The following is a 26,733-nucleotide window of genomic DNA, read 5'->3' as shown; positions in this document are numbered from 1 at the left end:
CGAACCAACCAACGACGCCGCCACTTTGCGGACACCCCCTAGGCCTGGCACGCACATCTGCGGCGTTGTCGTCGGTTGCCAACGCTCCGCGTTGGCGCCCTCCTCCGCCTTGCAGCTGCACGCACCAGGCCCCGCTCGGGTCGGCGGGAAGGCGCCGTGACTGCAGCCGGCCTGATCCAAACGACAGGGCCTATGCGGCGTCCGCCTGCTCCCCGATCGACAGCGCCGCCAGCGCCGCCGACACCGCGGCGGACGCGCGCAGGTCGAGCCGGGCGCTCGTCCCGCGCGCGTGGTGGCGGATCTCGTCGGCGGCCAGGGCGAGCAGTTGCGGCAGCAGGTCGGTGCAGCGCCGGGCCACCCAGCCGGTGCCCGCGGTGGCCAGCCACCACAGGCTCGCCGACCTGGTGGGTGCGGGGAACTCGGGCTGGGGCGAGGGCGGCGTTCCCGTCGCGAGGCCGTGCTCGGCCAGCAGCGCGTGGAAACGCACCGCCAGCTGCCGGTGGCCGCGCTCGCCGGGGTGCAGCCGGTCCGCGCTCCACATCGCGCGGTCCGTTGTCCAGTCGCCCTCGCAGGCGTGCAGGTGCACAGCGCCGTACCGGTCGGACAGCGCATGGACCACGGTGTTGACCGCCTGTTGCCGCCGGGCCAGTGGGCGTGCCAGTGCCCCCGGCAGCCCGAGCATCGCCCCCGGGTCGGGCAGGCAGGCCGTGAGCAGCACCGCGCCCTGCTCCGCGAAGGCCGCGTACACCGCGTCCAGTCGTGCGGCCACGGCGTGGATGCCGAAGGTGCAGCGCAGGGTGTCGTTGACGCCGACGACGACCGACACGACGTCGGGGCGCAGGGCGAGCCCGGCGGGCAACTGCCGCTCCAGCACGTCCCTCGTCTGCGCCCCGCTCACCGCGAGGTTGGTGAACTGGACGGGTTCCTCGGCCAGCCCGGCGGCGAGCAGCGCGGCCCAGCCGCGCCACCCGTCGCCCAGGGGATCGCCCACGCCCTCGGTCAGCGAGTCGCCGAGGGCCACGAAGCGGAGGGGTCTCATGTGACGCCCCCGGGCGCGAAGGGACGTGCCGGGACCGTCGCGTCGTGCGCCGCGAGGAACGCCGCGACCGCCGTGTCCCATCCGAAACACTCCGCACGCGCGCGTGCGGCCTCCCGCCGGTCCGCCTCCATGCGTTCGAGCAGCAGGTCCACGGCGTCCGCGAAGGCCTCCCCGTGGTCCGCCGCGACGGCCCCGGCGGAGCCGATGACCTCCGGCAGCGCGGAGGACGCGCTCGCCACCACGGGCGTGCCGCACGCCATCGCCTCCAGCGCGGCGAGCCCGAACGTCTCGGCGGGGCCCGGCGCCAGGCACACGTCGGCGGACGCCTGCAGCGCGCCCAGCAGCCCGCGATCGGAGACGTGCCCGAGGAAGGTGACCGGCAGCCCCTTCTCCCGCGCCCGCTGCTCGAGCCGCGGCCGCAGCGGCCCGTCCCCGGCGACGACCAGCACCACCTCGCGCCCGCGCCGCCGCAGCGCCTCCAGGGCGTCCAGGGCCGTTCCGGGCCGCTTCTCCACCGACAGCCGGGAGCACATCACCAGCAGCGTCTCCTCCACGCGCGCGTGCCGCGCCCGCAGCCCGGGGTCACGCAACGCGGGATGGCGCTGGACCAGGTCGACGCCCAGCGGGGCCCGTACGACGTTGCGCGCCCCGATCCGCACGAACTCCCGCTCGGCGAACTCCGTGGTGCACACCACGCGCGCGTAGGTGTGGGCCGTACGGATGTTGAGGGCGTCGGAGGCGCGACGGGCCGCCCCTTCCGGCAGGCCCCAGGTGCGCAGCACGCCGTCCGCGGTCTCGTGGGAGACCATCACGGCGGGCACCCGGGCCCGCCGGGCCCACTTGCCGGTCCAGCGCAGCGTCGTACGGTCGGACACCTCCAGCCGGTCAGGGGCCAGCTCCTCCAGGAGGCGGGCCAGGCGCCGTTTGTCGGTGAGGACGCGGTAGCCGCCGGTGCCGGGCAGCAGCGGGCCCGGCAGGGTGATCACCCGGCCCTGCTCGGTCTCGCGGTCGCTCGCGCGGTCGCCGGGGGCGATGAGGACGGGTTCGTGCCCGGCCGCCTTGTAGCCCTTGCCCAGCTCGCGCAGCGCGGTGCGCAGGCCACCGGATGCGGGCGCGACGAAGTTCGCGAGCCGGACGATCCGCAGCGAGCTCATGCCGCCACCACCGTCCTGCGCGCGGCGAGCACATCCGCGTAATGCCCGATCAGATGGTCGCCGACGGCCGCCCAGGTGCGCCCCTCGACCATCGTGCGCGCGGCGGCCCCGTACGCGGCCCGCAACCCGGGGTCGGCGGCCAGCGCCCACACCGCGTCCCGCACGGCGGCGGCGTCCCGTGGCGGGACCAGCAGGCCGGTGCGCCCGTGGGCGACCAGGTCGAGCGGGCCGCCCGCGGCGGGCGCGACGACGGGCACGCCGCTGGCCATGGCCTCCTGCACGGTCTGGCAGAAGGTCTCGAAGGGGCCGGTGTGCGCGAAGACGTCCAGCGAGGCGAAGATCCGGGCGAGGTCGTCGCCGGTGCGGCGGCCCAGGAAGACGGCGCCCGGCAGTGCCTCCTCCAGCCCGGGCCGGCTGGGCCCGTCGCCGACGACCACGACCCGCACGCCGTCCAGGCCGCAGACACCGGCCAGCAGCTCGACCTGCTTCTCGGGGGCGAGCCGCCCGACGTAGCCGACGATCAGCTCGCCGTCGGGGGCGAGTTCCCGGCGCAGCGCCTCGTCGCGGCGGTCTGGCCGGAAACGGACGGTGTCCACACCCCGCGGCCACAGCTTGACCCGGGGCACACCGTGCGCGCCCAGGTCGTGCAGGGCCGCGCTGGACGGGGCGAGGGTGAGGTCGGCGGCGGAGTGCACGGAACGGATGCGCCGCCAGGCGGCCGTCTCGCCCGCCCCCATGTAGGTACGGGCGTATCCGGCGAGGTCGGTCTGGTAGACGGCCACGGCGGGGACGCCGAGCCGGGCGGCGGCGGCCATGCCGCGGACACCGAGGACGAAGGGGCTGGCCAGGTGGACGACGTCGGCACGGTGCTCGATGAGCGTCGCGGCCAGACGCCGGCTGGGGAGGGCGACGCGGACCTGGGGGTAGCCCGGGAGCGGAAGGGAGGGGACATGGACGACGGGGCACGGCGCGAGGGCGTCGTGCTTGACCCCCGGTGCGGGTGCCGGGGCGACGACGACGGGAGCGTGACCGCGATCGACGAGGTGCCGGGCGGTCTGAAGCGCGCAGTGGGCCACGCCGTTCACATCGGGGGGAAAGGATTCGGTCACGATGACGACACGCATACCGCTGTTGTCGCCGTGCCGGACGTGGCCGCGTCAACGTCGATCTTTCCGGGCGGGGAACGTCCCGTGAGCGTTGCGCGGCACACCTGGGCAGGTCAGGCCCTGTCCATCCCTGTCTGACCCGCGGGTCACCCGGTGTTCACCCGGCGGGCGTGCCTGTTCCCCGAGGGTCACATCGTGGCGGCGTCCGGTCCGATCCGGCTCCGTACGGCTGTCTGGACCTCTGCTTCCTCGGCCGGGTCGGCGGCGAGGCGGCGGAGCCGTTCGACGACCCGGGCGTCGCCGGTCTCGGCGTGCCGGGCGGCGAGTTCACGGGTGGACTCCTCGCAGTCCCAGAGGCACTCGACGGCGAAGCCGGTGGGGAAGGAGGGGTCGGTGGCGGCGAGGGCGTTGGCGGCCCGGCCGCGCAGATGGGAGGAGGCGGTTTCGCGGTAGATGTGGCGGAGCACGGGTGCGGCGCAGGTGATGCCGAGCCGTCCCGTGCCGTCGACGAGGGTCCACAGGGTCGGCGCGTCGGGGCCCTCGCCGCGGACCGCCTCCCGTAGTGCGGCGAGGACCAGGTCCCGGTCCTGCGTGCCGCCCCGGCAGGCGAGGACGCGCCCGGCTGCGGCACCCAGCGCGTCGGGCCGGTGCGCCCAGCCGCGCGCCCGCTCGACGGCGGCGATACTGCGCATGCGTTCGAAGGCGTCGGCGGCGGCCTCCACGACGGCCGTCGAGCCGGTGGTCACGGCGTCCTCGATCAGGTCGAGGGCGTCGGGATCGTTGCCGTCGGCGAGGTACCGCAGGGCGGTGCAGCGGGCGCCGTCGAGGCCGGTTCTCGCGGCCTGAACGATCTCGGACCGGTCCTCGGGGCCGGCGACGGCGGTGAGACAGCGGGCGGCCGGGACATGGAGCGCGGCGCCGCGCTCCAGGCCCTGCTGGGCCCACTCGAAGACCGCCTGCACGCTCCACCCCGGGCGGGGCCCGGAAGGTCGCATCTGCCGCTGCCAGCGGTCGAAACAGCCGGCCTCCTGGGCGGCGCGCACGCGCGTGGCGATGGATTCGCGTGGATCCTCGGCCCACAGCCGCCAGGGCCTCGGCTCGAAGGCGTCGCGTACGGCGGCGGCCAGCTCGGCCTCGCCCTCGGCGTCGTTGGGGAAGCGGGCCAGAACGGGTGCGGCGAGGGCGCGCAGACCGGCGTCGTCGTCACGCAACGCCAGTTCGTCCAGGGCCCAGGCCCAGTTGGAGCCGTGGGCGGCGTACCTGCGCAGCAGTGCGAGCGCGTCGCGCCTGCCGTACGAGGCGAGGTGGCCGAGGACGGCGAGGGCGAGCCCGGTGCGTGACTCGTCGGTGTCGAGGACGTCCTCGGCGTCGAAGAGATGGGCCTCGATCGCATCCAGCTCGCCGTTCAGGTCGAGGTAGAGGCGGGCGTAGTAGAGGGAGCGGTTCTCCACCTGCCAGTCGTGGCGGGGGTCGCGCCGCACGCAGTGGTCCAGCGCCGCGAGCGCCTCGGCGCGCGGTGCGGTGAGCGCGTGCAGCGTGCCGTCGCCGCGGCCCCGCTGGAGCAGGCCGAGCAGCGTACCGCTGGGCGCTATGACCGGATCGAACATGGGAAACAGCCTCACATCAAGCGTCGACGCAACCGGGGACGTGCATTACCTGGCCGCGTGACAACACGTCGGGGCGCCCGCCGTTTCCTGCTTGCTGTAGACCATCTTCCTCTGCCTCTCGTCGGTGGCCCATGCGGACCGCATCACGGTCCGCGCGGTGCGGCAACACCTGCCCAACCATCACGTCCGTGAACCACGTCGTCATGATGACCCGGCACTTCCATCTGCCGCGACCGAAATTTCGGCGGCCCGGTACCGCCTCCCCCGTTTTCCGCGTTTTTGCTGGTCAGACTGTTCGAATCAGTGAGCGCCGAAGAGTTCCAGCACTTCTGTCCGACCGAACATTCGGGCTGTGTCGACGGCCGACGGGGTGCCGGCGGCCGGGTCCGCACCCCCCTCCAGGAGAGCCTTGACCACGTCCGTGTCCCCCTTGAACACGGCCCCCGCGAGCGGGGTCTGGCCTCGGTCGTTGACCCGGTCGACCTCGGCACCGCGGGCCAGCAGGGCGCGCACGGCGTCGGAGTGGCCGTGGTAGGCGGCCAGCATGACGAGACAGTCGCCACGGTCATTGGTGAGGTTGGCCGGAACGCCCGCGTCGACATACGCCACGAGCGCCTCGGTCCGCCCGCGCCGGGCCAGATCAAAGATCTTGGTCGCCAGCTCCACGACTTCGGGGTCGGGGGCTTCGGTCATCGGCCGGACCACCTCTCACTACGAACGTACGAACGTCGGGGACTCACGGACGTACGGCCACGAGCGGTACAGCCGTACGAGTGAATCGACAGGGTACTGGCTCGCGCCGCACATGACCCGATGTGCCCGAGGTAAAGATCGACACAGACCCCACCGGGAGTATCAGCAGTGCTCAGACGACACGCAGACCGCTCCACCACCCGGGATATACGCCCGAATTACCACCATTTGCACCTTTAATCGTATGGATACATCCTGTGAGCCTGGAAGCACCCATGGTGACTGTCCCCGCGAACCAGGAGAACTCACATGATCCTCTCGATCTCAGGCGTGGTCCTGCTCGGCATCGTCGTCTTCATCTTCTTCCGCAAGGACGGGCTGAAGGCGTCGCACGCACTGGTCACGGCCCTGTTCGGCTTCTACCTGGCGAGCACGGCCATCGCCCCGAGCATCAAGGCGGGCGGCGAGAGCCTGGCGAGCCTCCTCGGGGGGATCAAGTTCTGACGGCCCTCTTCCTCGTACGCATTCCGCCCGTACGCACCCATTGGAGGCACCCGTGGCCCGGCGCCCTCTCCCCCGCATCCTGAGCACCGGCAGCGCACAGCTCGCCCGGAGCCGGGAGCTGGCCAGGACAGCGGCCGACAGCGCCACCGACGTCCTCCAACCGCTGATCACGATCACCCGCGGTCTGCGCCGGCTGGCCTCGGCCGGGCGGCGCAGGTGGGCCGAGACCCCCAAGGACGGGCGCGGCGCGCTGCTGTTCCTGGCGGCCTCGGTGTTCCTGGTCGTGGCGCTCATGCCGTACGGCCCGCTGCTCGCCGTCATCACGCTGATGGCGGCGGCGGCCTGGCACGGCCGGGACCGCAAGCCGCCCACGCCCGACGGCCCCGACGAGTCGCAGACCGAGCGGCTGAAGTCGCTCTACGAGGCGCTGGTCCCGTACTTCACGTCCGCCGAGGACCCGGCGCCCCTGTACACCCACGGCGGCGAGTGGCAGAAGGCCTTCCCCTCGTACGCGTTCGACGACAGCGGCCGCATCACCCACCTGGAGATCCACTACCCGGCGTACTTCACCGACGGCGAGGCCGAGGCCCGCACGCGGATCGAGCACCTGCTCACGGCGAAGTCCGGCCGCGGCCGTGAGTACCACTACGCCTGGGACGAGGAGGGCAACCAGCTCACGGTCACCGTCCTGCCGCCGCTGCCGACCGACATCGTCGCCCAGCGCTTCGTCACGGCCCCCGGGGAGACGGTCCTCGGCTTCACCGACCCCACCGAGGTGCAGCGCACGCTCCCCGTCACCCACGGCGAGCAACAGCGCGACGTGCCGCCGGTCGTCTGGCGCACGGGCATCCGCTCCACCGAGCCCCACCTGCTGGCCCTGGGCCAGCCGGGCAGCGGCACCTCGACCCTGCTGCGGTCGATCGCCCTGCAGGCCCTGCAGTACGGGGACGTGGTGATCATCGACGGCGGCGGCACCGGGGAGTACGCCTGCCTGACCGGCCGGGACGGCGTCCTGGCCGTCGAGTGCGGGCTGGCCGGCGCGCTGGCGAGCCTGGAGTGGGCAGCCACCGAGACGGAGCGCCGTCTGATCGCGGCCAACCGGGCCCGGCAGGCGGGCCACCCGCCGCCGGACGACACCAGACGCCCCCTGTGGATCCTCCTGGACCGCCCGAGCGCGTTCACGCACGTGGCCGCCGCGGACGGCCGCAAGGACCCGCAGTCCCTCCTCCAGGTCCCCCTGCGCCACGGACGCGCGGCGAACGTGACGGTCGTCGTGGCCGACCAGCTGGACAGCGTGGAGTCCCTCAGCGACGCCGTACGCCAGCACACACGCGCGCGGGTGGTCCTCGGCCCGGCCTCGGCGGACCAGCTTCAAGCCCTCCTCGGCGCTCCCCCGCGCACGACACCGGTCACGCACGTCCCGCCCGGCCGGGGGTACGCCCGCCTGGGCAGTGGGCCGGTCCATCGCCTCCAGGTCCCGGCGACACCGGACCCGTACGACGAGGCGACGGGCGACGCGCATCGGCAGGCTGTGCTGGATCTGCTGCCGGCGCGGACGACGCCGGCGGACGCGGAGCCGGAGCTGGTGCCCAAGGAGGCAGAGCCCGAAGCGGTACCGACGGAGGCCGTGGTGGTGGAGAAGTCAGTGGCGCCGTAGCCCGCCCCGCGGACTCCCGCGGACGAAGCCCACTCGTCCGCACGGGCGCCGTTCACGCCACGAACGTACGCGGCGCCTCGCCACCCCCCGCACTCCCGCTCTCCACCAACCGTGCCGCCGCGGCCAGCCGCACGGCCGCCTCCTCGGCCACCGCGCCCCCCACGGTGAACGGCAGCCGCACATACCCCTCGAAGGCCCCGTCGACCCCGAACCGAGGCCCGGAAGGCACCCGCACCCCCACACGCTCGCCCATCTCCGCAAGGCGCGACCCGGACAGCCCACCCGTCCGCACCCACAGCGTGAGTCCGCCCTTCGGCACCTCGAACTCCCAGCGGGGCAGCTCCCGCCGTACCGCCGCGACCAGAGCGTCCCGGTTCTCCCGGGCCTGAGCGCGCCGCAGGGCCACGGCCTGCTCCCATCCCCCGGTGCTGAACAGCCAGTTCACGGCCAGCTGCTCCAGCACGGGGGTCCCGAGGTCGGCGTACGCGCGCGCGGCGACCAGGCTGCGGATCACGTCGGGCGCCGCGCGCACCCAGCCGATGCGCATCCCCGCCCAGAAGGCTTTGCTGGCGGATCCGACGGTGACGACCGTGGACCCGGCCGGGTCGAAGGCGCACACCGGCCGCGGCATCGCCGTGCCCTCGACGTCCTCGTCCAGCCACAGCTCGCTCATCGTCTCGTCGGTCACGAGCACCGTCCCCGCGGAACGGGCCGCGTCCACCAGCCGCCGCCGCTGGTCCTCGTCGGCGAGCGCACCGGTCGGGTTGTGGAAGTCGGCGACGACGTACGCCAGCCGGGGCGCGGCCTCCCGCAGTACCTGCCGCCAGCGGTCCATGTCCCAGCCGGCCAGCCCCTCGGCCATGGCGACGGGCACGAGACGGGCACCGGCCTCCCGCATCAGCTGGAGGATGTTGGCGTACGACGGCGACTCGACGGCGATGCGCTCGCCGCGGCCCGCGAAGAGGTGACAGATGGCGTCGATCGCCCCCATGGCGCCCGTGGTCACCATGATCTGTTCGGGCATGGTCGGGATCCCGCGCGCGGTGTAGCGGTCGGCGATCATCGTACGCAGCGCCGGCAGACCGGCCGGGTAGTCGCCGTGCGTGTGCGCGTACGGCGGCAGTTCCTCCAGCGCGCCCTGCACGGCGCGGGTCAGCCACGGCTCGGGGGCGGGAAGGGCCGCGGTGCCGAGGTCGATCATCGAGCCGAGTGCCTCGGGCGGCAGGGGTTCGAGCCCCCGAGCGGGCAGCGGGTTCCCGGCCGGCACCGCGGTCCAGCTCCCGGCGCCGCGCCGGGACTCCAGGAAGCCCTCGGCGCGCAGGGCCTCGTAGGCGGCGGCGATCGTGGTGCGGCTCACGGACAGGGACATCGCCAGTTCACGTTCGGCGGGCAGCCGGGCGGCCACGGGCACGCGGCCTTCCAGCACCAGCAGCCGAATGCCGTCGGCGAGCGCGCGATAGGCGGGCGGGCGGCGGGCGCCGGGGCCCGCCGGGCGGTCCTGCTGGGAGTTGAGCAGCCGTGCGAGCTGCGCCGCCCCCACGGCCGACGTCCACTGCGCCATGTGAATCAGTCCACCTTCCCCTGATTGGCCATGGATGACGTTGCTTCGCAAGCCACAGGGTGTCATGCATCAGTCCACTACCACCACAGGGGGGCATTACCTTGTCCGCGCGGCACCACTTGGTGAGACGGTTGATCCAGCTGTACGCCGGTCTCGTCCTGTACGGGGCGAGTTCGGCGCTGCTCGTCGAGGCGGGCCTGGGCCTGGAACCCTGGAACGTGCTGCATGAGGGGCTCGCCGAACTCACCGGACTCACGATCGGTGCCGTGTCGGTCGTCGTGGGCGCGGCGGTGCTGCTGCTGTGGATTCCGCTGCGCCAGCGCCCGGGCCTCGGCACGGTCTCCAACGTGGTCGTGGTCGGCGTCGTCATGGACGGCACGCTCGCCCTGCTGCCCGAGGCGCACGCCCTGGTCGTTCGGGTGCCCCTGCTCCTGGCCGGCATCCTTCTCAACGGCCTCGCCACCGGCCTCTACATCGCCGCGCGCTTGGGACCGGGCCCCCGGGACGGGCTGATGACGGGACTCCACCGGCGCACGGGCCGCTCGGTCCGCCTGATGCGGACGGCCGTCGAGGTGGCCGTCCTCGGCACCGGCTTCGCCCTGGGCGGCACCGTCGCCGTCGGCACCTTGTTGTACGCGGTGTCGATCGGCCCGCTCACCCAGCTGTTCCTCCGTGTGTTCGCCACCGTCCCGGCATCCGACGGCAGCACGGTCGTTGCCGTCGGGCTGCCGGAAAGAGGGATACTGCGACCGTGACCGCGCGGATACGCCATCCCTACCTCGACCATCCCGGCCCGATCGCCTTCGCCCACCGGGGAGGGGCGGCGGACGGCCTGGAGAACACCGTGCGGCAGTTCCGCCGCGCCATCGAGGCGGGCTACCGGTACATCGAGACCGACGTCCACGCCACGCGGGACGGCCGGCTCGTCGCCTTCCACGACGCGACGCTGGACCGGGTGACGGACGGCGCCGGACGGATCGCCGACCTGCCGTGGGACGAGGTGCGCCACGCGCGCGTGGCGGGCGAGGAACCGCTGCCCCTCTTCGATGAACTCCTGGAGACCTTCCCCGACGTGCGCTGGAACGTCGACGTCAAGGCGGAGCCCGCGCTGCTGCCCTTCCTGGACCTGGTCGAGCGCGCCGGCTGCTGGGACCGGATCTGCCTCGGCTCCTTCTCCGAGGCACGCGTGGTCCGCGCCCAGCGCCTCGCCGGTCCGCGCCTGGCCACGTCGTACGGCACCCGGGGTGTGCTCAACCTGCGGCTGCGCTCGTGGGGCCTCCCGGCCGCGGTGCGCCGCTCGGCGGTCGCCGCCCAGGTTCCGGAGTCCCAGTCGGGCATCCAGGTGGTGGACCAGCGCTTCATCCGTACCGCCCACGCGCGCGGGCTGCAGGTGCACGTGTGGACCGTCAACGATCCGGACCGCATGCACCGGCTTCTGGACCTGGGAGTGGATGGCATCATGACCGATCACATCGACACGTTGCGCAAGGTCATGGAGGACCGGGGAGTCTGGGTCTGAGGCGGCGGCCCGGGGCCTTCGCGCGGCGCCTTGACGGGGAAGCGAGGGCACGGGTGGGCACCGACACCGTGCGGACACAGGCAGCCGGCGAGGCCGCCGAGCGGAGGCGCGAGCAGCGCGGCTGGTACTTCTACGACTGGGCGTGCTCGGTCTACTCGACGAGCGTGCTCACCGTGTTCCTGGGCCCCTACCTGACGTCGGTCGCCGAGTCGGCGGCGGACGGCGACGGGTACGTCCACCCCCTGGGGATCCCGGTACGCGCCGGATCCTTCTTCGCGTACTCCGTGTCCCTGTCGGTGATCGTGGCGGTACTGGTGATGCCGCTGGTCGGCGCCGCCGCCGACCGCACCGGCCGGAAGAAGCCCCTCCTGGCGGCCGCCGCCTACACGGGCGCCGCGGCGACGACGGGCATGTTCCTCCTCGACGGCGACCGCTATCTGCTCGGCGGCGCTCTCCTGGTCGTCGCCAACGCCGCGCAGTCCGTGGCGATGATGCTCTACAACTCCTACCTGCCGCAGATCGCCCCGCCCGGGGAGCGCGACGCGGTCTCCTCGCGCGGGTGGGCCTTCGGTTACGCGGCGGGATCGCTGGTCCTGGTCGCGAACCTGGTGCTGTACCTGGCGCACGACTCCTTCGGCCTCTCCGAGACCACGGCCGTCCGCATCTGCCTGGCGTCGGCGGGCCTGTGGTGGGGCGCCTTCACACTCGTACCGCTCCGGCGGCTGCGCGACCGCCGCTCCCCCGCCCGCGGCACGACGGTCCCCGGCCGGCGTCAGCTCGCGGCGACCGTCCGCGACATGCGCCGCCATCCGCTGACCCTCGCCTTCCTGCTGGCGTACCTCGTCTACAACGACGGCATCCAGACGGTGATCTCCCAGGCGTCGGTCTACGGCTCCGAGGAACTGGGGCTCGGGCAGTCCACGCTCATCGGGGCCGTGCTGCTGGTCCAGGTGCTGGCGGTGGTGGGTGCGCTGACGCTGGGCCGGCTGGCCCGGACGTACGGGGCGAAGCGCACGATCCTCGGGTCGCTGGTCGCGTGGACGGTGACGATCGGGGCCGGGTACTTCCTGCCCGCCGGGGCGCCCGTGTGGTTCTTCGTCCTGGCGGCCGGCATCGGACTGGTCCTCGGCGGGAGCCAGGCCCTGTCCCGCTCCCTGTTCTCGCATCTCGTCCCGCCCGGCAAGGAGGCCGAGTACTTCTCGGCGTACGAGATGAGCGACCGCGGCATGAGCTGGCTCGGCCCGCTGCTGTTCGGGATCACCTATCAGCTGACCGGAAGCTACCGGGACGCGATCGTCTCGCTGGTCGCCTTCTTCGTCATCGGGTTCCTGCTGCTCGCGTGGGTTCCGGTGCGGCGGGCGATCGGCGCCGCCGGCAATCCGGTTCCGGACAGGATTTAGCACCGGATGCGAAAGAGCTGTAGTATACGCCTTTGGCCTGCCAGGCGTACCGTTACTGCGCGTCAAAGGTGCCGAAACGCTGGGTCACATCTGCTAGCAGATGTGACAAACCGGGCGCTGGTGGGTACAACAAGGGGCGGCTACGACGGCGACGCATGACCCGGAACGGGACACGGAACGGGAATCTTTACCGCCGACCGGACGTTGACCGGATGACGACGACAGCGACACCTGTCCTGTGGGCGACAAGCCCGGGAGGCACGATTCATGAGTGAGCGAGCTCTTCGCGGCACGCGCCTCGTGGTGACCAGCTACGAGACGGACCGCGGTATCGACCTGGCTCCGCGCCAGGCCGTGGAGTACGCATGCGAGAAGGGGCACCGCTTCGAGATGCCCTTCTCGGTCGAGGCGGAGATCCCGCCGGAGTGGGAGTGCAAGGTCTGCGGGGCCCAGGCACTCCTCGTGGACGGCGACGGCCCGGAAGAGAAGAAGGCCAAGCCCGCGCGTACACATTGGGACATGCTGATGGAGCGGCGCACCCGCGAGGAACTCGAGGAGGTCCTTGAGGAGCGGCTGGCCGTTCTGCGGTCCGGGGCGATGAACATCGCGGTTCACCCCCGGGACAGCCGCAAGTCCGCGTAGTCCCTGCGGGGGCTTGGGCAAGGTTCAGCGCGCGTTCATTGCCGCGGGCGCCGTACGTCGATCCGACGTACGGCGCCCGCGGTGTGTTCTGTGCCGGTGAGTGGTGGGGTGCGCGGTTCCCGGGGGCTCGCGCCCCGGACGAGGTCGAGGTCAGCGCGACAGCGGAGGGCGCGGCTCCTGGGGTGTGTCTCCCGGCTCGTCCCTGATGACCTCGCCCTGGACGACCTTGCCGTCGGGGCGGTGGATGCGAGCCTGCTGGAAGGCGTCGCCCAGGGTGCCGGAGGCGGCATCGCGGAGCTTGCGGTCGAAGGTGCGTTCCGCGTAGCGGCTCACGGCCTTCTGGATCGGGGGCAGCAGGAGGAGCAGTCCGGCCGCGTCCGAGATCAGGCCGGGGATCATCAGCAGCAGGCCGCCCAGCATCATCAGGCCGTTGCCCTCGCTGTTCGGCCGGGCCGTGGGCATCACGCCGGCCTGCTGCTGTTGCAGCGTCTCGGTGAGGTTCCTGAAGGCCCGGCGCCCGGCCCGCTTGATGACGACAGAGCCGAGGACGAAGCCCGCTACCAGGAGCAGGAAGACCACCAGCCCGCTCGACGCCCCCGCGACCACGGTCAGCAGCCAGATCTCCAGCACGAGCCACGCGGCCACACCCAACGGCAGGAATGTGCGCAGCCGGGAGCGCCGGGGCCGGGTGGGATACCTGGGGGTCTGAGCGCCAGTCGTCATACCTCCAGTGTGCCCGGGCCCGGCTCAGGGCGGGATAAGGGGGCGATCAACCGTTTCTGTGCGGTCGTACGGCCATCAGGGGTTCTTGCCGCGGCCGGTGATCCTGCCGACCCGCTCGCCGACGCCCCACGCCGTCACCCGCCACAGGGCTTCCACGAGGATGTCGCGGCTCATCTTGGAGTCGCCGAGTTCGCGCTCGACGAAGGTGATGGGGACCTCCACGACGTGATAGCCGGCCTTGACCGCGCGGCGCGCGAGGTCGACCTGGAAGCAGTAGCCCTGGGAGGCGACCTCGTCGAGGCCGAGGCCCTCCAGGGTCTCGCGGCGAAAGGCGCGGTAGCCGCCCGTAATGTCGCGGAGGGGGAGGTCCAGGGCGAGGCGCGAGTAGAGGCTGCCGCCTCGCGAGATGAACTCACGGGACTTCGGCCAGTTCACCACCCGGCCGCCGGGCACCCAGCGCGAGCCGAGCACCAGGTCGGCTCCCTTCAGGGCGGTCAGCAGGCGGGGCAGTTCCTCGGGCTGGTGGGAGCCGTCGGCGTCCATCTCGATCAGGACGCCGTATCCCTTCTCCATGCCCCAGCGGAAGCCCGCGAGGTAGGCGGCGCCCAGGCCCTCCTTGCCCTTGCGGTGCAGGACATGGACGTGGTCGTCCTCGGCGGCCAGCTCGTCGGCGAGCTTGCCCGTGCCGTCGGGGCTGTTGTCGTCGGCCACCAGGACGTGCGTCTCGGGGACGGCCTTTCGCACCCGGCCGACGATCGACTTGATGTTCTCCGCCTCGTTGTAGGTCGGAATGATCACCAAGGCGGTGCCGAGCGGGCCGAACTGCCTCCCCTGGCCCCCTGCCGCGAGGGTCCCGTCGCCGTCGTTCACTGCTGCCCCTTCATCTCCGTACGCAGGGGTCCACCATAGTGGGCTCGGCCTGCGATGACGCGACAGCACGTTCGTACGGTGGTGTCGAATGCACAAGACCTGGGTAAGAGTGCGGGTTTCAGCCGCCTGCCCACCGGGCTTCCGGGGCCGTCGCATACGGCGGATGGGGGCCCGGCGCCCTTCGGGCCGACCTGGGATCCGCCGGCTGCGGATCGACCGAGAGCCGTTGTCTACTGAGCGCCCGGGCCCCACCCGGGTCACACCTCCCGACCGGCCGGAACCTTCCCTTGCCGCTGCGCGAGCGCTGAGCCTGGCTCCCAGTGGCGGTGCCCCGGTGCGGCACACCGTCCCTGACCCAGCGGCGCCGCGGCGTGCGCGCGGAGGTTCCCGGTCGGGCGTCCGGTGGTGGACTCGGCCGAACCTACCGGCCACCCTCCTCCGCCTGTCAACAGCCGTTTGACCTCCACCTTTTACATCAAAGGCCTGGTCAGGGCGGAGGACGCGCAGGTGGTGCGAGGGAACTGGAGGCGGAAGATCACCACCGTGCCGCAACCGGAGATCACTCGCCCGGCCGTACGAAGACCGTCCGCCCGCCCACGACGGTGCGCAGGCAGACGGGGAGGTCCCCGCCGGGGGTGAGATCGGGCAGGCCGGGGGTGCCGGAGCGGGGGTCGGTGGACCAGCGCGCGACCCGGTCGTCCGGGGCCTGCACGACCAGCTCGCCGGTGCGCCACACGGCGTAGTCCGCGGGCGCGCCCGGCACCAGGACCCCCGCGTCGTCGCGTCCGATCGCCCGCCAGCCGCCGCGGGTATGCGCCGTGAACGCGGCGCGCACGGAGACGCGGTGCTCGGGGGTGCGATGGAAGGCGGCGGCGCGGACCGTGCCCCACGGGTCCAGGGGCGTGACCGGGCTGTCGGAGCCGAAGGCGAGGGGGACGCCCGTACGCAGCAGGGCCGCGAAGGGGTTGAGGGTGCGGGCCCGCTCGACGCCCAGGCGCTGGGCGTACATGCCGTCCTCGCCTCCCCACAGGGCGTCGAAGGCGGGCTGGACGGAGGCCGTCAGGCCGAGTTCCGCGAAAGCCGCGACGGTGTCGGGGGTGAGCATCTCGGCGTGTTCGACCCGGTGACGGGCGGCGCGGACACGGGCCAGGCCGAGCTTCTGGGCGGCGTCGCGCACGCCCTTGACGACGGTGCTCACTGCGGCGTCACCGATGGCGTGGAAGCCCGCCTGGAGGCCCGCCTCCGTACAGGCGATGACGTGCGCGGCGACGGCCGCGGCGTCCAGGTAGGCGGTGCCGGTGTGGCCGGCGTCGGCGTACGGCTCGTGCAGGCAGGCGGTGTGCGAGCCGAGGGCTCCGTCCACGAAGAGGTCGCCCGCGGCGCCGATCGCGCCCAACTCCCGTGCCTTCGCGACCCCTTCGTCGGCCTGCTCCGCCCAGTAGCCGATGACCCGCGGTCCCGGCTCCTCGGCCGCCAGCCGCAGCAGGCCCGTGAGGTCGTCCTCCGAGGAGATCTCGGGGCCTGCGCATTCGTGAACGGTGCCGATGCCCAGGGACGCGGCGTGGGCGAGGGCGGCGCGCTGGGCCGCGGCGCGCTGGGCGGGCGTGACGGCGGCGAACGCGGCGGCGCGTACGGCGTGGTGGGCGGCGGCGGTGAGCGGAGCGTCCTCCCGGGTGACGTCACCCGGGACCAGGTCGAGCAGCGCCGTGGTGACGACCGCCGAGTGGACGTCGATCCGGCTCAGATAGAGGGGACGGCCGCCGGTGGCCTCGTCCAGCTCGGCGCGCGTCGGGGGGCGGCCGCCGGGCCAGCGGGCGGCGTCCCAGCCGTGTCCGAGGAGGACGCGGTCGTGCGGGCGGGCGGCGGCGAAGTCCCGTACGAGGGCGAGGGCCGCCTCCAGGGAAGGGGCACCGGACAGGTCCAGGCCGGTGAGCGCGAGCCCTGTCGACGTCGTATGCACATGCGCATCGGTGAATGCCGGGGTGACGAGGGCACCGTCCAGGTCGACGACCTCGTCCACACCGTCCGCGAAGGCGTCCGCGGCCCCCTCCGAGCCGACCCAGGCGACCTGACCGCGCTCGACCACCATGGCCGTGGCGAAGGGGTCGGCGGGGCTGTGGACTTCGCCGCGGCGGAGCAGGACGGTCTGGGGCGGGGCGGTGGACTCACTCATGGGGACCAGTCTCGCGCCTGCCGTGAGCGGACCGGCACGCAGGTCGGGCACGGGACACGTTTGTTCGTGTGGGAGGGAGGGGAGCCCAGCGAAACACTCCGGCCCGCAAGCGCGAGCGGGCCGTTTCGGGGGCCCTGCCGCCGCGTCAGATGCGCGGCGGACGCGCCTCGTACGGCGTGGACAGCACCACCGTCGTCCGCGTCGACACCCCCGCCAGGGAGCGCAGCCGGGCGAGCAGTTCCTCCAGTTCGTGCGGCGTGGCCACGCGCACCTTGAGGATGTAGTTCTCGTCGCCCGCGACGCTGTGACAGGCCTCGATCTCGGGGACCCCGGCCAGGCGGTCCGCGATGTCGTCGGGGGCGCTGGGGTCGAACGGCTTCACCGAGATGAACGCGGTCAGGGGCAGCCCGACGGCCTCCGGGTCGACGACCGCGGCGTAGCCGCGGATGACGCCACGCTGCTCCAGCCGCCGCACCCGCTGGTGCACGGCCGACGTGGACAGGCCCGTGGCCTTGCCCAGGTCTGTGTAGCTCATCCGCCCGTCCTTGACGAGCAGCTGCACGATCTGTCGGTCCAGCTCCTCCATGGCGCAAGAACCTACAGTGCGGCTGATCTCCTCGGATACCTGAGCGGCCCAGGTCATGCCCGGTTCGTGATGTGACGGGGAGCCACCTGTGAGCCGCCTGGGGGACAAACACACCGCACGGGGCACCTGCGCGCGGCATGTGACGAACGCCACAGGCCTCGAACAGTCTCCGTGATGCTCTCGTGATTACCGCCGAGAGGGGACGGGAAGTGCTTGCTGTGGTCGAGGCCGCAGCGCCTTCACGGCCCAGCCCGAGGGGGAGAAATCCATGCAGAGTCTTAAGCGCCCTGGTCGCACCGCGCCCAAGCGGCTCCAGCCGGTCGTCGAGCCCGAGCCGGAGGGCGTCGAACCCGACGCCTTCGACGACGAGGAGCTCGACGCGTACGACACCTTCGAGATGTACCGGGTGATCTGCCCGGACTGCGCGCAGCCCATCGCGCTGCTGGCGGACGAGGAGTTCCTGCCGGAGCACGCGCTGTGCGCCTCGCCGTGGAACCCGTTCGGGCTCACGGTCTGCGCCGGGACCGGTCGCCGGGCCTCCGACGCCCGCCCCGCGGACGAGTCCTTCCAGCCGCAGGAGCAGGACACCGCCCTGCTGTTGACGCTCCCTCAGGGGCTCGACTGGCGGACGCAGCCGTTCTCCCACGTCGGCGGCCCGGGCTCGCGCCCCATCAGGGTCCCCGTCCAGCGGCGCCAGGCCGCCTGAGCGCACCCGCTCATCCCAAACCACTGTCCTGCACCACGCCTCACGGGTTGCCGTGGTGCAGGTTCAGTGCGTCCGGAGCAGGGAGCCGGACGACCACCACGTGACGGCTCACCAGAGGGGCCGGCGGGGCGGCACACCGCGGGCGGCCGGACCCCATGAACGCACGCCCGATTCCTCCGGCCGGTGACCTGTCCGCGCTCCACCGCGTTGCCCTGGTATGACCCCCACGTACTCAACGACCGGGCGTCAGCACCTGGAGCTCGTCCTGCCGCCCACCGGGTCGGTTCCGCCGGCCCTCCCGGACCCGCCGATCTACCGCGACCTGGTGCGGACCTGGGCCGACCGCGGCCGTACCCTGCCGGGGCGCGACGACCCGGAGTGGGTACGGCTCGCGGCGCCCTGGCGCGGCCTCGGCCGGCTCAGCGCTCCTCGGGCCCCAGGAGATGACGGGCGATGACCATCCGCTGGATCTGGTTGGTGCCCTCGACGATCTGCAGCACCTTGGCCTCGCGCATGTACCGCTCGGCCGGGAAGTCCGCGGTGTAGCCGTACCCGCCGAGGATCTGGACGGCGTCGGTGGTGACCTTCATCGCCGCGTCGGTGCAGTGCAGCTTGGCCATGGCCGCCTGCCTGGCGAACGGCCGGCCGGCGTCCCGCAGCCGGGCCGCCGCCAGGTACAGCGCGCGGCCCGCCTCGATCTCGGTCGCCATGTCGGCGAGCATGAACCGCAGCCCCTGGAAGTCGGCGATCGGCTTCCCGAACTGCCGCCGCTCGGCCGCGTACGCCATCGCCTCGTCCAGCGCCGCCTGCGCCAGGCCGATCGCGCAGGCCGCGATGCCGAGGCGCCCCGAGTCCAGCGCGGACAGGGCGATCGCGAACCCCTGGCCCTCGTCGCCGATGCGCCGGTCGTCACCGACCCGTACGCCGTCGAGGTGGACCTGAGCGGTGGGCGAGCCCTTCAGGCCCATCTTCTTCTCCGGTGCCGCGGCACTCAGCCCCTCGGCATCACCCGGCACCAGGAAGGCGGTGATCCCGCGCGGGCCCTCCTCGCCGGTGCGCGCCATCACGGTGTAGAAGTCGGCGATACCGCCGTGCGTGATCCAGGACTTGGTCCCGGTGATCACCCAGTCGTCGCCGTCGCGCACCGCCCTGGTGCGCAGCGAGGCCGCGTCGGAGCCGGAGGACGGCTCGGAGAGGCAGTACGCGCCCAGCAGACCGCCACCCAGCATCGCGGGCAGGTGCTCGACCTGCTGCTCCTTGGTGCCGTAGGTGGCGAGGGCGTAGGAGGCCAGGGTGTGCACGCTGACGCCGAGCCCGACGGTGAGCCGGGACGCGGCGAGTTCTTCGAGGACCTGGAGGTAGACCTCGTACGGCTGGTCGCCGCCGCCGTACTCGGAGTCGTACGGCAGGCCGAGCAGGCCGGAGGCGGAGAGCAGGGCGAAGACCTCGCGCGGAAAGCGTCCGGCATCCTCCTCCTCGGCCGCCTTCGGGGCGATCTCGCGCTGCGCGATGTCGCGGACGAGCGAGATCAGATCCCGTGCCTCGTCCGTGGGCAGTTGTCGGTCCACCGGCTGCGGGGCGCGGTCGGGCATGGCGACGCTCTCCTCCCTGTCGGGCAGTCGGCGGATGCGCGCCCTGGGTGGGGGCCGTGCCGCCGGGTCTTGCTGGGCCTGGCCGATGCTCGCACTCCCGGGTCTCGGAAGCTGTTGACCAGCGGCTCTGCGCTGTGAGTATGCCCGATCGGAGGCATGCAGTCACCAGTTAACGATCGCTTACTTCAAGAAATCCACTCCCCCTGGACCGCCACGCGAGAAGCATCGAAATTGGTCCGAACCATTGACCTCACTGGTCTAGTCCTTCTACGGTGACGGACCACCACCGCATCATCGCGTTCATGCCAATCGGGCAGGTTCGCCTCTCCCCCATGAGGAGACTCTCGATGCTCACCTCGCACCACCCTCGCGTCCGCTTCCGGGCGCTGGTCTCCGCCGCCTGCGCGACCGTCCTCGGGGCCGGACTGCTCGCCGGAGCGGGCACCGCGACCGCCAAGCCCGAGGGCCGGGAAGCCGCCGGCTCCAAGGTCATCGGCTACTTCACGGAATGGGGCACCTACGACCGCAAGTACTACGTCAAGAACATCCAGACCTCGGGCTCGGCGGCCAGGCTCACACACATCAACTACGCCTTCGGCAACGTCACCGGCGGCAAGTGCGCGATGGGCGACTCCTACGCGGCGACCGACCGGGCCTACACCGCGGCCGAGTCCGTGGACGGCGTCGCCGACACCTGGGACCAGCCGCTGCGCGGCAACTTCAACCAGCTGCGCAAGCTGAAGAAGCTGCACCCGGGCCTCAAGGTCCTGTGGTCCTTCGGCGGCTGGACCTGGTCGAGCGGCTTCGGCGAGGCCGCGAAGAACCCGGCCGCCTTCGCCCAGTCCTGCTACGACCTGGTCGAGAACTCCCAGTGGGCCGATGTCTTCGACGGCATCGACATCGACTGGGAGTACCCCAACGCGTGCGGCGCCACCTGTGACACCAGCGGCACGGCGGCCTTCAAGAACCTGATGCAGGCACTGCGGGCGAAGTTCGGCTCGAACCAACTGGTCACCGCCGCGATCACCGCCGACGCCGGCCCGGGCGGCAAGATCGACGCGGCCGACTACGCGGGCGCGGCGCAGTACGTCAACTGGTACAACCCGATGACGTACGACTACTTCGGCGCCTGGGACGCCACCGGCCCGACGGCCCCGCACTCGCCGCTGACCTCGTACCCGGGCATCCCCAAGGCGACCAACACCACCTCCGCGACCATCGCGAAGCTCAAGAGCCTCGGCATCCCGGCCTCGAAACTGCTGATCGGCATCGGCTTCTACGGCCGCGGCTGGACCGGCGTCACGCAGGCGGCGCCCGGCGGCACCGCGACCGGCCCGGCGGCAGGGACGTACGAGCAGGGCATCGAGGACTACAAGGTGCTGAAGACGAAGTGCCCGGCGACCGGCACGGTGGGCGGCACCGCGTACGCCAAGTGCGGGAACGACTGGTGGAGTTACGACACCCCGGCGACGATCGCGACCAAGATGGCGTACAAGAACCAGCAGGGACTGGGCGGCACGTTCTTCTGGGAGCTGAGCGGTGACACCGCGGGCGGTGAGCTGATCAAGGCGATCAGCTGACCGCGGGACAGAACGGACAGCGGAGTCGGGGCGGAGGTCCGAGCGGGCCTCCGCCCCCTCGCGTCAGGCGTTACGGCGGGCGGGCTGCGGAGCCGGATAGGCGGGGTCCAGATCCTCGATGGCGCGCAGGGCGCCGCCCAGCATCCTCACCAGCAGCTCGCGCATGGTGTCGCGGGGCAGTTCGGGGCGGTCGATCCAGTCCAGGGTGGCGCCCTCGACACCGCACACCCAGGCGAGCAGGCCCATGCGGGCCGGCGGCGCGATGTCACCGCGGCCGTACGCCCCGTCGGCGATGGTCGCGATGATCGCCTCGCGCACCGAGTCCCGGATGGCGTGCACCTCGGTGTCGAAGCCGACGCCGCCGCTGACGATCGTGCGGTAGGCGGCCTGGTTGTGCTCGGCGTAGCGCAGATAGCCGTCGATGGTGCGGTGGACCCGGTCCACCGCCGGCAGTTCGAGTCCGCTCGCCGCGAAGGAGACCAGGTCGGCGACGGAGTCCTGGATGATCGCCAGGTAGTAGCCCCGTTTGGACTGGAAGTAGTAGTAGATCAGCCCTTTGGCGACATGCGCCTGCCGGGCGATGTCGTCCATCGACAGCGCGTCGTAGGACGTGTCGGCGAACAACCTCCGCCCGATGGCGATGAGTTCGGCGCGGCGTGCCAGCGAACGCTCGGTGCCGCGCGATCTGGGGCGGGCGGCATCGCGCTGTTGACTAATATTCAATTTCGACCCTGGTCTCAACGGGCGGCGGGACACCCGCAGTATGGCAGGTCGGATATGGGTCAGGTCACACCAGGCCGAGCTGGGTCACGAGCATCGCGATCACCACGACGAGGGCCCAGCCGGCGATGTGCTCCAGGGCCTTGGGGCCGTCGTCCTGCGGGCCGCCGGTGCGGACGCGCGCGGCGGTGGCTGTGTGTGCGGTCATGGTGTCTCGCTGCCGGTCTCGGATGTGCGGTGGCCTCTTGGGGTTCTGTCCACCTTGCCACCGGGTGCGGCCAGTGCGGCGGAGACGTTGGTCACAGGGGCGCGGCCCCCGGTTGTCGCCGGGGGCCGCCACGGCCCGGGTCAGCGCACCCCCACCGCCGCGAGGGCCCTTTCCCGGCGCGGGGTCGACCGCGCCGGGAAGTACAGGTAGCAGACGCCGCCCGTTGCGGAGACGACCTTTCCGGAGGCGTTGTACCGCTTGGTCCGCAGCCAGATGTTCTCGAACTCACGCCGGTCGTAGACGCGCCGCACCGCCTCGTTGCTCGGCGAGGCCGGGTCGTTGGCGATCACGTCACCGGCGGCCGTGAAGCCGATCACGGTCATCAGATGCCCCGCGGTGCCGTACCCCGCCCCGGTCAGCTCCTCCTTCAGGAAGGACTGGGAGGTGATGACCGGGATTCCGGCCGCGATCAGCGTCTCCAGGTCCGTGAGCGAACCGAGCCTCGTGACCACGCCCCGAAGATCCTTGAAGGTGGCCGCGTAGGCGGCGTTGAACGGCCAGTTGCCGCAGCCGGCGTACTGGTAGTCGTACGTGAACCGGGCCGCGTGGCACACCTGCGGGTCCGCGTACGACGGATCGACCCAGGCCAGCTGCTCGGGGGTGAGCCGCCCACCCCAGTACTCGATGATCATCTGGGAGGAGGTGGGACTGCACCAGGCCTCGCCGCCGTTGTCGTACTCCGGGTACTGCCCCCGGTGGGTCTCCTGGGAGTAGCGCGGGACGATCAGTTCCTTGGCCAGGCCGGGGGTGGAAGCCGGGACCGTGAAGCGGTCGGGGACGTCGGAGCCCATCGCGGCGAGCCGCCACACGGTGGGAGTGAGCTTGGTGCCGGGCTTGCGGTAGAGGGTCAGACGGAGGCGGTACGAGACGAGACGCAGTCCCGTGGCCGGGTCGTCGAGGGAGAAGGTGTCCGTCCAGACGGTGCTCTTGCCGTCGCTCTGGCCGTCGACCGAGGTGCGCCTGATGTCCCCGTCGCCGGCCGCCCAGCGGCCCATCACGTACCAGGGCGTGGCCGTGCCGTCGGAGTACGTACCCCTGAGTTCGATCTGGAGCCAGGTGCCGGCCGGGGTGTGCGCGTTCCAGGAGGCGATCGCCTCGGTGGCGGGGACGGCGAGCGTGTGGACGGGGGAGGTCCAGGTCGCGTACTCCCAGGTGGCGGTCTTGCCGGTGTGCGGGTCGGTGTGGTCGGCGGTGCCCGCGGGGGTGCCGATCACGACGCCGGGCCGGGCACCCGCGACGGCACGGGTGCCCTGCGCGGTGCCGCCGCGCCAGTCGGTGTAGGTGGTCCAGGCGCGGTTGTCGACGGTGCGGGCCACGGCCTGGTCGGGGTCCGCGGCGTCACTCGCGCTGTCGGCGAGGGCCGGACCGGCGCTGCCTGCGGCCGCGGCGGCGACCACGGCGGCCAGAACGGTTCTGCGGGACGGCTGTTCGGCTCTGCTCATGGGCACAAGACCCCCAGGTGTCCGAGTCGGGGCAGGTCCGTTGCACGTGTGTGCGCCAACTATGAAGGCGGGCGGCCGCTCCTGCCAGCACTTCGGCCCGCGCCGCGTCCACCAATATTGGTCTCCACCACTGGCGTGACCTGGGGCGCGGTCACGCGGGCGCCGCTAGAGTGCAGGGATCCCCGCCCACTTCACGCCCCCAGGACCAGCCATTCACGACCTCGCCTCCCGGATCCGCCGTCTGCCCCCGTCCTGCGGCCCGGCCCGCCTGATCGCCGTCGACGGGCACGCCGGCTCGGGAAAGACCACGTTCGCCGCGCAGTTGGCCGCGGCGCTGGGCGGGGCTCCCGTGCTGCACCTCGACGACATCGCCAGCCACGACGAGCTGTTCGACTGGACCGGGCGTCTGCGGAGCCAGGTGATCGAACCGCTCGGCCACGGCGAGACCGCGCACTACACCCCCTACGACTGGCGGGCCCGCCGCTTCGGACCACCCCGCGCGCTGCCGCCCGCCCCGGTGATCCTCGTCGAGGGGGTCGGCGCGGGCCGCCGGGCTCTGCGCCCGCATCTGGCGCTGCTGCTGTGGATGGAGCTGCCACCCGAGGAGGCGTGGGCGCGCGGGCGGTCGCGGGACGGGGAGGAGCAGCGGGACTTCTGGGCCGGATGGATGCGGGCCGAGCGCCGTCACTTCGCCGACGATCCTTCCCGGCCGTTCGCCGACCTTCTGGTGCGCCAGTGCGAGAAGGGGTATGAGGTACTTCCGGGCCCTCGTGGGGACGTTGGACCGGACCAGCCCCCTCACGCACGGTGACGGACCGTCCGCAGTGTGCTGAACTTGTGAAGACCCTTGCAGGGGAACTTCCCGCAGTGCCTCAACTCGGCTTGACCGGGGGACCGTACAGGACTTACGTTCTCAATGTGCGGCCATTCGGAGCCGCCGACAGACGCGAAGCCCCCGGTTGTTCCCCCGTGATCGGGGGCTTCGTTCTGTCCTCCTCCTGTTTTCCGGGCGCCGCGCGGCGTAAATCGTTCACCCTCGGTCACCGAGCTGAGCGCGTCCGTCTGCTCCCACCTCGCCGAACGGCCCGTGCGGCACCCTTCGGCGCCGACTCCACCGCAGGTACGATGCCCTCGGTGCGACCTACGGACGGCAGCTTCGCGCACCTTGCAACTCCGGTCCGCGGTACAGCGGTTCGACCAAGGCAGCCGGCGGGCGACGGCCCGGCGGCAGACCGACGGGGGCACGGTTTGTGGGGGACGTGATGGACTTCGGCACCCAGGGCCCTCAGGCCCCGGCCGACCTCGCCTGGCTGCGAGGCGTGGACGCCTACACCATGGGAGCGTATCCACAGGCGGAGGAGGAGTTCCGGACCGCCGTGCGGATGGATCCCGGGATGGCCGACGGCTGGCTCGGGCTGCACGCCCTGCGCGTCGACACCACGACCGCGCTGCTTCGGATGTTCCGGCACCGGGACCGCTTCGGCGAGCAGCGCACCCGGCATCGCCGCACCCTCAACTCCTGGTACTGGCTGGGCTGGTGGGTGCAGCCGGTGCTGGAGAGCCCCCGCGACCTGCTGCTCGCGCACGCCTCCCACTGGCTGGACGGCCGCCATGTCCCCGAGCTCGACCGGGCCCTCGCCGGGCTGCCGCCCGTGGACACCGATCCCCAGGTCCGCTTCCTGCACGCCTGCCGTGCCTACCTGGTCAAGGACTGGGAACAGCTCGTCCGGCACACCGACCCACTGCTCGCCGACCCCATGCTCGGCATCGAGGCAGGGCTGTTCGGCGGCATGGCCCGGGTACGCCTGGAGATGTACGGACAGGCCGAGCCCTTGCTGTCGGCGGCCCTGATGCGCTGCCGCAGCGAGCAGCCACAGCGCAAGGAGCTGCGTTACTGGCTGGCGCGGGCCCACGAGGGCACGGGCCGCAGCGCGGCGGCGCTGCCCCTGTACCGTGCCGTGCACCGGGTCGACCCCGCCTTCATGGACACCTCGGCACGGCTCGCGGCGATCGCCGAGGGCGACGGATACGACGATGCCGCCGACCTCGCGGCGATCACGCTCACCGGCGCCGGGCAGGACTGCGGGGAGGGCCCGGACGGTCTGGACCCGCTCTTCGGCACCGAGGAGCGCGACCTGAAGCTGTCCGACCCCGAGCCGCCGACCGGTCCCCTGCCGTCGGTGACCGACCCGGCGGTGCGGGAGAAGACCGTGGCCACCGCGCAGTCGCTGCCCGCCGGGCCGACCGACCCCGGGCTGCTTGAGGAGGCGCTTGCCGAGCTGGAGCGCATGGTGGGCCTGGAACCGGTGAAACGGCAGGTCAAGGCGTTGTCGGCGCAGCTGAACATGGCACGGCTGCGGGCCGGCCAGGGGCTGCCGGTCCAGCCGCCGAAACGCCACTTCGTCTTCTCCGGCCCTTCCGGCACCGGCAAGACCACCGTCGCCCGGATCCTGGGCCGCGTCTTCTACGCCCTCGGCCTGCTCGGCGGCGACCACCTCGTGGAGGCCCAGCGGGCCGACCTGGTCGGCGAGTACCTCGGCCAGACGGCGGTGAAGGCCAACGAGCTGATCGACTCCGCGCTGGGCGGTGTGCTGTTCGTCGACGAGGCCTACGCCCTCTCCAACTCCGGTTACGGCAAGGGCGACGCGTACGGCGACGAGGCCCTGCAGGTGCTGCTGAAGCGGGCGGAGGACAACCGCGACCACCTGGTGGTGATCCTGGCCGGCTATCCCGAGGGCATGGACCGCCTCCTGGCCGCCAACCCCGGGCTGTCCTCCCGCTTCACCACCCGCGTCGACTTCCCCTCCTACCGGCCCCTCGAACTCACCGAGATCGGCAAGGTCCTCGCCGCCGAGAACGGCGACATGTGGGACGAGGAGGCGCTGGAGGAGCTGCGGTCCATCGCCGGACACGTGGTGGATCAGGGGTGGATCGACGAGCTGGGCAACGGACGGTTCCTGCGGACGCTGTACGAGAAGAGCTGCGCGTACCGGGATCTGCGGTTGTCGGTGTATCCGGGGACGCTGACCCGGGAGGACCTGGCGACGCTTCGGCTGCCCGATCTCATGCAGGCGTACGGGGAGGTGCTGTCGGGGCGGGGACCGCAGGATCCGTCGGCGATATGACGGACCCCGCGGCACCACCGCGGACGGGAGGCGGGCCCCGGCGGGCCGGCGCCGCGCGGCGCCCGC

General features: G+C 72.3%; 23 protein-coding genes and 1 pseudogene. 10 read left to right on the top strand and 14 right to left on the bottom strand.

Annotated features, from left to right (window positions below; all coding sequences use genetic code 11):
* Positions 1 to 190 precede the first annotated feature (190 nt).
* From NW895_RS14880 to NW895_RS14860, 5 genes are all read right to left on the bottom strand, one after another.
* Entirely contained in the window at positions 191 to 1,039 is an 849-nt protein-coding gene (locus NW895_RS14880) for an SGNH/GDSL hydrolase family protein (protein WP_289935973.1), read from the bottom strand.
* Positions 1,036 to 2,193 (bottom strand): glycosyltransferase, encoded by a 1,158-nt coding sequence (locus tag NW895_RS14875; RefSeq protein WP_289935972.1) that lies wholly within the window; start codon positions 2,191 to 2,193, stop codon positions 1,036 to 1,038. Before NW895_RS14875 ends, NW895_RS14880 begins: the two co-directional genes overlap by 4 nt.
* Positions 2,190 to 3,317: a glycosyltransferase family 1 protein gene (locus NW895_RS14870; protein ID WP_289935971.1), complete on the bottom strand. Its 1,128-nt coding sequence runs from the start codon at positions 3,315 to 3,317 to the stop codon at positions 2,190 to 2,192. The genes NW895_RS14875 and NW895_RS14870 overlap by 4 nt, the downstream gene beginning before the upstream one ends.
* Positions 3,318 to 3,487: 170 nt before the next feature.
* Positions 3,488 to 4,906, bottom strand: coding sequence for a HEAT repeat domain-containing protein (locus tag NW895_RS14865; protein ID WP_289935970.1), 1,419 nt, complete (start codon positions 4,904 to 4,906; stop codon positions 3,488 to 3,490).
* Between the two features lie 300 nt (positions 4,907 to 5,206).
* Positions 5,207 to 5,599 (bottom strand): ankyrin repeat domain-containing protein, encoded by a 393-nt coding sequence (locus NW895_RS14860; protein WP_289935969.1) that lies wholly within the window; start codon positions 5,597 to 5,599, stop codon positions 5,207 to 5,209.
* A 309-nt stretch (positions 5,600 to 5,908) separates the two neighbouring features.
* On the opposite strand from NW895_RS14860, the gene NW895_RS14855 reads away from it, so the two are divergent.
* Positions 5,909 to 6,103 carry a hypothetical protein gene (locus NW895_RS14855; protein WP_289935968.1) on the top strand — a complete coding sequence of 65 codons (195 nt, stop codon included), beginning with the start codon at positions 5,909 to 5,911 and terminating at the stop codon, positions 6,101 to 6,103.
* Between the two features lie 52 nt (positions 6,104 to 6,155).
* Positions 6,156 to 7,760 carry a hypothetical protein gene (locus NW895_RS14850; RefSeq protein WP_289935967.1) on the top strand — a complete coding sequence of 535 codons (1,605 nt, stop codon included), beginning with the start codon at positions 6,156 to 6,158 and terminating at the stop codon, positions 7,758 to 7,760.
* Positions 7,761 to 7,812: 52 nt separating this feature from the next.
* Here NW895_RS14850 and NW895_RS14845 read toward each other — a convergent pair whose 3' ends face one another.
* Positions 7,813 to 9,321: a PLP-dependent aminotransferase family protein gene (locus NW895_RS14845; RefSeq protein ID WP_289935966.1), complete on the bottom strand. Its 1,509-nt coding sequence runs from the start codon at positions 9,319 to 9,321 to the stop codon at positions 7,813 to 7,815.
* Between the two features lie 101 nt (positions 9,322 to 9,422).
* Here NW895_RS14845 and NW895_RS14840 point away from each other — a divergent pair, with 101 nt between their 5' ends.
* The 4 genes from NW895_RS14840 to NW895_RS14825 all read left to right on the top strand — a co-directional run bounded on the left by NW895_RS14840 (position 9,423) and on the right by NW895_RS14825 (position 12,882).
* Positions 9,423 to 10,076 (top strand): hypothetical protein, encoded by a 654-nt coding sequence (locus NW895_RS14840; protein WP_289935965.1) that lies wholly within the window; start codon positions 9,423 to 9,425, stop codon positions 10,074 to 10,076.
* Entirely contained in the window at positions 10,073 to 10,840 is a 768-nt protein-coding gene (locus NW895_RS14835) for a glycerophosphodiester phosphodiesterase (RefSeq protein ID WP_289935964.1), read from the top strand. Before NW895_RS14840 ends, NW895_RS14835 begins: the two co-directional genes overlap by 4 nt.
* A 53-nt stretch (positions 10,841 to 10,893) precedes the next feature.
* A complete protein-coding gene (locus tag NW895_RS14830; RefSeq protein WP_289935963.1) occupies positions 10,894 to 12,240 on the top strand; it encodes an MFS transporter in 1,347 nt (448 codons plus the stop codon).
* Between the two features lie 267 nt (positions 12,241 to 12,507).
* Positions 12,508 to 12,882, top strand: a complete 375-nt coding sequence (locus NW895_RS14825) for an RNA polymerase-binding protein RbpA (protein ID WP_003977404.1) — start codon at positions 12,508 to 12,510, stop codon at positions 12,880 to 12,882.
* Positions 12,883 to 13,032: 150 nt separating this feature from the next.
* Here NW895_RS14825 and fxsA read toward each other — a convergent pair whose 3' ends face one another.
* The 4 genes from fxsA to NW895_RS14805 all read right to left on the bottom strand — a co-directional run bounded on the left by fxsA (position 13,033) and on the right by NW895_RS14805 (position 17,234).
* The gene (gene fxsA, locus NW895_RS14820) at positions 13,033 to 13,605 is read right to left on the bottom strand and encodes an FxsA family membrane protein (protein ID WP_289935962.1); all 573 of its coding nucleotides are present in this window, start codon (positions 13,603 to 13,605) and stop codon (positions 13,033 to 13,035) included.
* Between the two features lie 75 nt (positions 13,606 to 13,680).
* Positions 13,681 to 14,475 (bottom strand): polyprenol monophosphomannose synthase, encoded by a 795-nt coding sequence (locus tag NW895_RS14815; protein WP_289935961.1) that lies wholly within the window; start codon positions 14,473 to 14,475, stop codon positions 13,681 to 13,683.
* Between the two features lie 559 nt (positions 14,476 to 15,034).
* Entirely contained in the window at positions 15,035 to 16,648 is a 1,614-nt protein-coding gene (locus NW895_RS14810) for an amidohydrolase (protein ID WP_289935960.1), read from the bottom strand.
* Positions 16,649 to 16,793: 145 nt separating this feature from the next.
* Positions 16,794 to 17,234, bottom strand: coding sequence for an Lrp/AsnC family transcriptional regulator (locus tag NW895_RS14805; RefSeq protein ID WP_018548954.1), 441 nt, complete (start codon positions 17,232 to 17,234; stop codon positions 16,794 to 16,796).
* A 268-nt stretch (positions 17,235 to 17,502) separates the two neighbouring features.
* On the opposite strand from NW895_RS14805, the gene NW895_RS14800 reads away from it, so the two are divergent.
* Entirely contained in the window at positions 17,503 to 17,940 is a 438-nt protein-coding gene (locus NW895_RS14800) for a hypothetical protein (RefSeq protein WP_289935958.1), read from the top strand.
* Positions 17,941 to 18,359: 419 nt separating this feature from the next.
* Here NW895_RS14800 and NW895_RS14795 read toward each other — a convergent pair whose 3' ends face one another.
* Positions 18,360 to 19,532, bottom strand: a complete 1,173-nt coding sequence (locus NW895_RS14795; protein WP_289935956.1) for an acyl-CoA dehydrogenase family protein — start codon at positions 19,530 to 19,532, stop codon at positions 18,360 to 18,362.
* Positions 19,533 to 19,879: 347 nt separating this feature from the next.
* Here NW895_RS14795 and NW895_RS14790 point away from each other — a divergent pair, with 347 nt between their 5' ends.
* Positions 19,880 to 21,112, top strand: coding sequence for a glycoside hydrolase family 18 protein (locus NW895_RS14790; protein ID WP_289935955.1), 1,233 nt, complete (start codon positions 19,880 to 19,882; stop codon positions 21,110 to 21,112).
* Positions 21,113 to 21,175: 63 nt separating this feature from the next.
* Here NW895_RS14790 and NW895_RS14785 read toward each other — a convergent pair whose 3' ends face one another.
* The 3 genes from NW895_RS14785 to NW895_RS14775 form a co-directional block, all read right to left on the bottom strand.
* Entirely contained in the window at positions 21,176 to 21,835 is a 660-nt protein-coding gene (locus NW895_RS14785) for a TetR/AcrR family transcriptional regulator (RefSeq protein WP_289935954.1), read from the bottom strand.
* A 64-nt stretch (positions 21,836 to 21,899) separates the two neighbouring features.
* Entirely contained in the window at positions 21,900 to 22,040 is a 141-nt protein-coding gene (locus NW895_RS14780) for an SCO1431 family membrane protein (protein WP_289935953.1), read from the bottom strand.
* A gap of 140 nt (positions 22,041 to 22,180) precedes the next feature.
* Positions 22,181 to 23,542 (bottom strand): peptidase C39 family protein, encoded by a 1,362-nt coding sequence (locus NW895_RS14775; protein ID WP_289935952.1) that lies wholly within the window; start codon positions 23,540 to 23,542, stop codon positions 22,181 to 22,183.
* A gap of 211 nt (positions 23,543 to 23,753) precedes the next feature.
* Here NW895_RS14775 and NW895_RS14770 point away from each other — a divergent pair.
* Positions 23,754 to 24,375, top strand: a pseudogene (locus NW895_RS14770) (hypothetical protein).
* 429 nt (positions 24,376 to 24,804) lie between these two features.
* The gene (locus tag NW895_RS14765) at positions 24,805 to 26,667 is read left to right on the top strand and encodes an AAA family ATPase (protein WP_289935951.1); all 1,863 of its coding nucleotides are present in this window, start codon (positions 24,805 to 24,807) and stop codon (positions 26,665 to 26,667) included.
* Positions 26,668 to 26,733 lie beyond the last annotated feature (66 nt).

The sequence above is a fragment of the Streptomyces sp. S.PNR 29 genome (assembly GCF_030386795.1).
GTDB lineage: Bacteria > Actinomycetota > Actinomycetes > Streptomycetales > Streptomycetaceae > Streptomyces.
Note: the sequence above shows the minus strand (reverse complement) of the source record. Positions and strands in the feature narration are given on the sequence as shown.